This window comes from Longimicrobium sp., assembly GCF_036554565.1.
Taxonomy (GTDB): domain Bacteria; phylum Gemmatimonadota; class Gemmatimonadetes; order Longimicrobiales; family Longimicrobiaceae; genus Longimicrobium.
This window is the reverse complement of sequence record NZ_DATBNB010000907.1, coordinates 1-6711: the sequence shown is the minus strand read 5'-3', so window position 1 is coordinate 6711 and position 6711 is coordinate 1. Positions and strand designations below refer to the sequence as shown.

At 69.4% G+C, this 6711-nt stretch carries 6 protein-coding genes and 1 pseudogene; 4 read left to right on the top strand and 3 right to left on the bottom strand.

The genetic code is table 11. From position 1 onward, the window contains the following. The 3 genes and pseudogenes from VIB55_RS25330 to VIB55_RS25320 form a co-directional block, all read right to left on the bottom strand. Window positions 1–259, bottom strand: a pseudogene (locus tag VIB55_RS25330) (hypothetical protein); the annotation flags it as partial. A gap of 59 nt (window positions 260–318) precedes the next feature. Next, on the bottom strand, window positions 319–543 hold the full coding sequence (locus VIB55_RS25325) for a hypothetical protein (RefSeq protein ID WP_331879485.1): 225 nt from the start codon (window positions 541–543) through the stop codon (window positions 319–321). Next, a complete protein-coding gene (locus VIB55_RS25320) occupies window positions 540–1139 on the bottom strand; it encodes a hypothetical protein (RefSeq protein ID WP_331879484.1) in 600 nt (199 codons plus the stop codon). The genes VIB55_RS25325 and VIB55_RS25320 overlap by 4 nt, the downstream gene beginning before the upstream one ends. A gap of 208 nt (window positions 1140–1347) precedes the next feature. On the opposite strand from VIB55_RS25320, the gene VIB55_RS25315 reads away from it, so the two are divergent. The 4 genes from VIB55_RS25315 to VIB55_RS25300 form a co-directional block, all read left to right on the top strand. Further along, entirely contained in the window at window positions 1348–3879 is a 2532-nt protein-coding gene (locus tag VIB55_RS25315) for a M14 metallopeptidase family protein (RefSeq protein WP_331879483.1), read from the top strand. Window positions 3880–4123: 244 nt separating this feature from the next. After that, entirely contained in the window at window positions 4124–4690 is a 567-nt protein-coding gene (locus tag VIB55_RS25310) for a hypothetical protein (protein ID WP_331879481.1), read from the top strand. Next, entirely contained in the window at window positions 4687–5097 is a 411-nt protein-coding gene (locus tag VIB55_RS25305; protein WP_331879479.1) for a hypothetical protein, read from the top strand. Before VIB55_RS25310 ends, VIB55_RS25305 begins: the two co-directional genes overlap by 4 nt. Window positions 5098–5294: 197 nt before the next feature. Beyond that, window positions 5295–6711 (top strand): Clp protease N-terminal domain-containing protein (locus VIB55_RS25300; protein WP_331879478.1); only part of this gene is annotated, 1417 nt, incomplete at its 3' end.

Below are 6711 nucleotides of genomic sequence, written 5' to 3'. Positions count from 1 at the left end.
GAAACTCTTCACGACTGAACGCCCGAGACTTGCACACGATCAGATCGATCTTCCACCCGCTCGCGAGGTCAATCACGTTGAACTTGCCTTGGCTCTGGATTGCTTCCATCGCAGCGGTTTCACTTACATAGTATTCCGCTTTCGGGAGGAGCTTCACAAACGAACGTACCTGCTCGGCGGTCGGGGAGATTACGAGATCGATGTCCTGAGTTGCGCGCGGTGCGCCATGGTACGAACTGGCGAATGAGCCCGTGAGCATGTGCGGAATCCCACTCGCATCGAGGGCGGCAAGAACGCGGCGGAATAGATCTCCGGGTGTCACTGCAACGGAGGCGGAAGCGGTTGGCCCCTGAAAGCATAGCGCAGGAGCTCGCGTTTGAACTCCCACTCTGACCAGTCAGGGTGTTGCTGGCGCAGGCGGGCAGTTGCGAGTTCGCGCGCGAACAGGCTCATCTCCACTGCGAGGGCGAGCCGTTGCTCGCCTGTCATGCCGCGATGGATTGCTGCCTGGATGGCGGCTGCTTCCGGGCTGGTGTCGCTCATCGGGGCGGCTTCGCCGGGCGGGCCGGGGCGACGGGGGCCTGCACGGGCGCGATCCTCGGATCCTGCGGAAGGGCCGAGGGCGGCGGGATACGCTGGACCTGTTCGCTGGGCGGGCGGCGCAGGGGCGGGCCGCCGGGCCGGGGGAACCCGGGACGCCGTGCCCCGGGGGCGATGTTGGCCAGGCTGTCCTTGCGCGGCCGGACCGCAGGCCGGACGGACTGCGGCGCGATCGTCGGAGGTCCGCCCAGGGAGGGCGGGGGGCCCCCGCCCGCGGAATCGGGCGTCGAACCGGGGCGATGGGTGGTGAGGCTGTCCACCTTCTTGGCGATCTCTTCCCAGGTGATGGACAGCGTCTCCGCGTCGCGCGCATGGGCGTTCACCCATGCCTGCATCTGCTTTTCGGTCACCCGCTGCTTCTTGAGCGCGGCGGCGCGGTCGGCATCCGTGGCGTTCGCGGGAAGAGTGCGCACGGCCACGTTGGCGGCCACGAACTTCTCGCGCGCCATCACGTCCGACGGCTTCGTGTCGCCTCGGCAGGCGGCGAGCGACAACACCAGGAAAACGGGCGCCCAGACGTGACGATCCACTTTCGCCATCAACGCGTAACCTCTTGCATGGTTTGCGGGTAGCACGCCACACCTCGTGTCGATTCCAGTCCTTGCCGACCCGCCGGGCACCCGCGGGGTGAGGCTACCGGCGCCGCACGGGCGTGTCAACCCGTGCGCGTTGCGCGGCCCTTGCACGGCCCGTAGCTTCGGACCGAACAGACGTATCCTCACCCGGAACCACATGCCACGCGAACGAATGGCACGTTCATCCACACGCACGCGGGCGCTCCCCGCCGTGTTCGCGGCACTGGTGGCCGCGCAGGCGCTCGCCGCCCAGCAGGCGCCCCCGTCGCCCGCCGAGGTGCTGGGCCATCAGCTGGGCGAGCGGTTCACGCCCTACGCCGGGGTGCAGCGCTACTCGCAGGCGCTGGCCCAGGCCTCGGAGCTGGTGGACTATCGGCCCTACGGCAGGACACCGGAAGGCCGCGAGCTGTTCCAGCTGGTGATCGCCTCGCCGCAGAACCTGCAGGCGCTGCCGCGCATCCTGGCCGCCAATGCGGAGCTCACCCGGCCCGAAACGTCGGCCCAGCGCGCCGCCCAGATCGCCGCCACCAATCCGGCCGTGGTCTACTTCAGCTACGGCGTGCACGGCAACGAGACCTCGTCCAGTGAGGCGGCGCTGTACACGGCGTGGGACCTGGCCCGCGGCGCGCCCGAGGTGCGCGGCGCCCTCGATTCGCTGGTGGTCATCATCGACCCCGTCGCCAACCCGGACGGTCGCGACCGCTACGTGCAGTGGTTCCAATCCGTCTCCGGCGCGCGGCCCAACGTGAACCCGCAGGCGCGTGAGCACCGGGAGCCGTGGCCCGGGGGGCGCTTCAACCACTACCTATTCGACCTGAACCGCGACTGGTCGTGGGCCACGCAGCCGGAAACCAGGGCCCGGCTGGCCACGTGGTTCCAGTACAACCCGCAGGTGCACGTAGACTTCCACGAGATGTACTACAACTCGTCGTACTTCTTCTTTCCCGCGGCAGCGCCCATCAACCCCATCTACCCGGAGCACATCCTGGAGTGGGGGCGCCGCTTCGGGCAGGGGAACGCGCGGGCGTTCGATGCGCAGGGATGGGCCTACTACACCGGCGAGGCGTTCGACCTGTTCTACCCCGGCTACGGCGACTCGTGGCCCAGCCTGACCGGCGCCGTGGGGATGACGTACGAGCAGGCGGGGCACGGCGCGGCGGGGCTGGCCATCCAGCAGGAGTCCGGCGACACGCTGACGCTTCACGACCGCGCCCAGCACCATCGCGCCGCCAGCCAGGCCACGCTGCGCACGGCGGCGACCGGCAAGAGCCGGCTGCTGCTGGACTACGCCGAGGGCCAGCGCGGTGCCGGCCGCGGCGAGCGCGACTTCCTGCTGGTGCCGGGCGACGACCCCACGCGCGTGGAGTCGATGGTCGGCCACCTGCGCCGCCAGGGGATCGAGGTGGAGCGCGCCACGGCGGGTTTCTCGGCGGGCGCCGACCCGTTCCCCGGCTTCACCGACCGCACGCAGTTCCCGGCGGGCACGTACCGCGTGCGCGCCCGCCAGCCCATGGGGCGCCTGGCCATCACCCTGCTGCAGCCTGAGACGGAGCTGCGCGCCGAGTACTCGTACGACGTGAGCGCCTGGTCGCTGCCGTACGCGTACGGGGTGGCGGCCTTCCGCGCCCCGGCCGGCGCGGGCGGCGGCGGATGGGCCGCGGTGCCCGCCCCCGCGGGCGAGGCCACGACGGCGCAGGTGCCCGCGGCCGGCTACGGGTGGCTGGTGGCGCCCGGCGGTGCCGCCGCGGGGCCGATGGTACGCTTCCTGGCGGCTGGCGGGCGGGCGAGCGTGGTCACCAAGCCGTCCACCTACGCGGGGCGGCGCTGGCCGGCGGGCACGTGGTTCATCCCGGCGCGCGGCGACTCGGTGCAGGCGCGGCTTACCCGGGCGGGGCTGGGCCGCATGGCCGTGCCGATCGCCTCCGGCCTCGCGGAAAGCGGCATCGACCTGGGCAGCGAGAACGTGATCGGCCGCAAGCTGCCGCGCGTGGCGGTGATCGGCGGTGAGGGCGTGGGGGCCACCTCGTTCGGCGCGCACTGGTTCTTCCTGGAGCAGGAGATGGGGATGCCGTTCGATGCCGTGCTGGGCAGCGAGCTGGCGTCGCTGGACCTGTCGGAGTACGACGTCCTCGTCCTCCCCGACGCGTCGCCGCGCGCCGTCCGCGGCGCCGAGGAGACGCTGAAGACGTGGATCCAGAACGGGGGCCGCCTGGTGGCGGTGGCCGGCGGCGCCGAGGTGGCGGCGGGCATGGCCGACATCAAGGTGCGCGACCGGGTGGGGCCGGACAGCACCCGCGGTGGCGCGTCGCGCTTCCTGGAGGGCCGCGAAGAGCGCCAGCGCCGCGAATGGCGCCAGGAGGTGCCCGGCGCCATCTTCCCCGTGCGGCTGGACCCGGCGCACCCGCTGGCGTTCGGCGCGGGGCTGGACGGGCGCCCGGGCGAAACCTTCGCCCTGCATTCGGGGACGCTGGTCTTCGAGCCGGCCGAGAACGTAGAGACCGTCGCCTACTTCCCGGCCCGGCTGACGCGCATCTCGGGCGTCATCAGCCCCGAGAACGTGCGGCGCCTGGAGGAGGGCGCGTGGGTGGTCACGCGGCGCATGGGGCAGGGAAGCGTGGTGCTGTTCGCCGACGACCCGCTCTTCCGCCTGTTCTGGCGCTCCACGCACCCGCTGTACGTGAACGCCATCCTGCTGGGGCCGTGAAGCTGCCCAGGCTCCACGCGTGATGAAGAGCGGCGCCCCGGATGGTTCGGGGCGCCGCTCTGTTTCCCTGCGGCGGGAGCCGCGGGTTGCCGCACCATGGCGCAAAGCTCACGCTGGGCACACCTCCCCCGACACAGGTGGTACGTAGATGACCCGCACAGGCCCGCGCCCCTTGTCGTGGGGAGCGGGCCGGTTCACGTTGGGCGCCGTCTACGTCGTTCACTTGTAGCGAGTCGCCTTGAGAGTGCCTACGTACTACTACGGCACCATCCCGGTGCTCGCCTGGATCCTGAACCACTACTTCTACGGCGGCGTGCACTACGCGTGGCTGGCGGAGAGCTTCCTGCCGCCTCCGGTGACTCCGCGGTCGTCCAACCCGCACAACATCTACGGCGAGCTGATGGACGCGTGGCGCCACCGCGATCCGTATAACCACTACGTTCGCGGTGGACGAGCTGGTTTGGTGACCGGCCTTGGCTCCAAGAGGGACGCAGGCGTCGTCGCTGGGGCAGTGGCTGCCCGCCTGAACGCCGTCTGCTTGGACATTGGCCTCGAACTGTTCTATCCTGTAGTGTATCGGGTGGATGTCGATCGTATCGGGGCAGCCCGGAAGGAAATCGCGAACTCTGGTCGTCGCGGCTCGCAGGAGGTGGTGGTCGCAGATCTGCGAGACGGGGAATTCGACTTGCTTTTCGCGGACAACAGGCTCGATCCCCTGTTTCGCCTGCTGCTGGTGGACGAGATTTCCGGCGAACGTTCAACGTCACCAGCTACCGTGCTGACGATGCTAGAACAGAGGTGTGCGCCATGAAAGTGATGGAGTACTCGCGACTCGTTCCGGCAGAGATGGCGTTTCTGGCCGACCCCGCGAACAGCTACGCGGGTGAGCACTGGAAGAAGGCGAATTCCTATCTGAGCCGGTTGGTTGGATGGTGCAGTTGGAACTATCCCCGGCCGCTCTATTGGGGGGGGCCGGAGGTGGAGTGGGCGGCCGCGGAGGAGGGGCTGGAGGCTCTTCGTGGCACACCCCTCTATGACAAGCTTGCGGACAACGTCGCTCTGGCTCGCGAGATCTGGCGTGAAGGACAGGCCCACGGACATACCGACCATCTGCACGAGATCGCGGATGCGTTTCTGGACGCCGCGAGAGACGATGAAATGTACCTGGACTATTTCCCGGACGAGCCGCCGCCGCGGCCGCAGTACGGAGCGCGATGACAGCGGCCCCGCCGATCAGGAGCGATCGGCGGGGCTGCTGCTTCTGGCGAAAAACCCTGCCGGGGACTGACGGGATGGCAGTCTGGACAGGGCATGCTTCTTGTCTTTTCCACAGTCAGCAAGGCCCGGCGGCGGCATCTCATAGGAGTGCGGCTGGGCTACTCATAAATCGTGATGACCAGAGAAGTTAGGAGCCCATGATCAACTTCGACCGGCTGACTGTCAAATCGACAGAGGCCCTTCAGTCCGCCGCGAACGAGGCGCGCAAGGCAGGCAACCCGTCCATCGAGGACCTTCACCTGCTGTCGGCGCTGATCGCGCAGGCGGAGGGCATCGTCGTGCCCATCCTGCAGAAGGTGGGCGTGAACGTCACCCGGCTGCGGAGCGAGGTCGACGCCGCCTCCGCGCGGCTGCCCAGGCAGTCGGGCGGCTCGCAGCCCACCATTTCGCGCGAGCTGAACGAGGCGCTGGACCGCGCCGAGGACGAGGCCCGCACGCTGGGCGACGAGTACGTGAGCACCGAGCACCTGCTGCTGGGCCTGGCCGACAAGGGCTTCAGCACGCGCGACCTGCTCAAGGCGCAGGGTGCCGGGGCCGACGCGCTGCGGCAGGCGCTGGAGCAGGTGCGCGGTTCGCACCGGGTGACGGACCAGAGCCCGGAGGACAAGTACCAGGCGCTGCAGCGCTTCAGCACCGACCTCACCGAGCGCGCGCGCCGCGGCAAGCTGGACCCGGTGATCGGGCGCGACGAGGAGATCCGCCGCGTGGTGCAGGTGCTCAGCCGCCGCACCAAGAACAACCCGGTGCTCATCGGCGAGCCGGGCGTGGGGAAGACGGCCATCGTCGAGGGATTAGCGCAGCGCATCGTGAACGGCGACGTGCCCGAGGGACTGCGCGACAAGACGCTGATCTCGCTCGACATCAGCGCCATGCTGGCGGGCGCCAAGTTCCGCGGCGAGTTCGAGGAGCGCCTGAAGGCCGTGCTCAAGGAATTGAGCGATTCGCAGGGCAAGTTCATCGTCTTCATCGACGAGCTTCACACCATCGTGGGCGCGGGCAAGACCGAGGGCTCGCCCGACGCCGGCAACATGCTGAAGCCGGCGCTGGCCCGCGGCGAGCTGCGCGTCGTCGGCGCGACGACGCTGGACGAGTACCGCCAGTACATCGAAAAGGACGCGGCGCTGGAGCGGCGCTTCCAGCCGGTGTTCGTGGGCGAGCCGTCGGTCGAGGACACCATCGCCATCCTGCGCGGCCTCAAGGAGCGCTACGAGGTGCACCACGGGGTGCGCATCACCGACCCGGCCATCGTGGCGGCGGCGACGCTTTCCAACCGGTACATCGGCGACCGGTTCCTGCCCGACAAGGCCATCGACCTGATCGACGAGGCCGCCAGCCGGCTGCGCATCGAAATCGACTCGCTGCCGCAGGAGATCGACGAGGTGGAGCGCCGCATCATGCAGCTGGAGATCGAGCGGCAGGCCCTGGGGCGCGAGAGCGACGCCGAGTCGCGCGACCGGCTGCAGCGGCTGGAGCAGGAGCTGGCCGAGCTGCGCGAGCGCTCGTCGGGGATGAAGGCGCAGTGGCAGTCGGAGAAGGGCGTCATCGCCGAGCTGC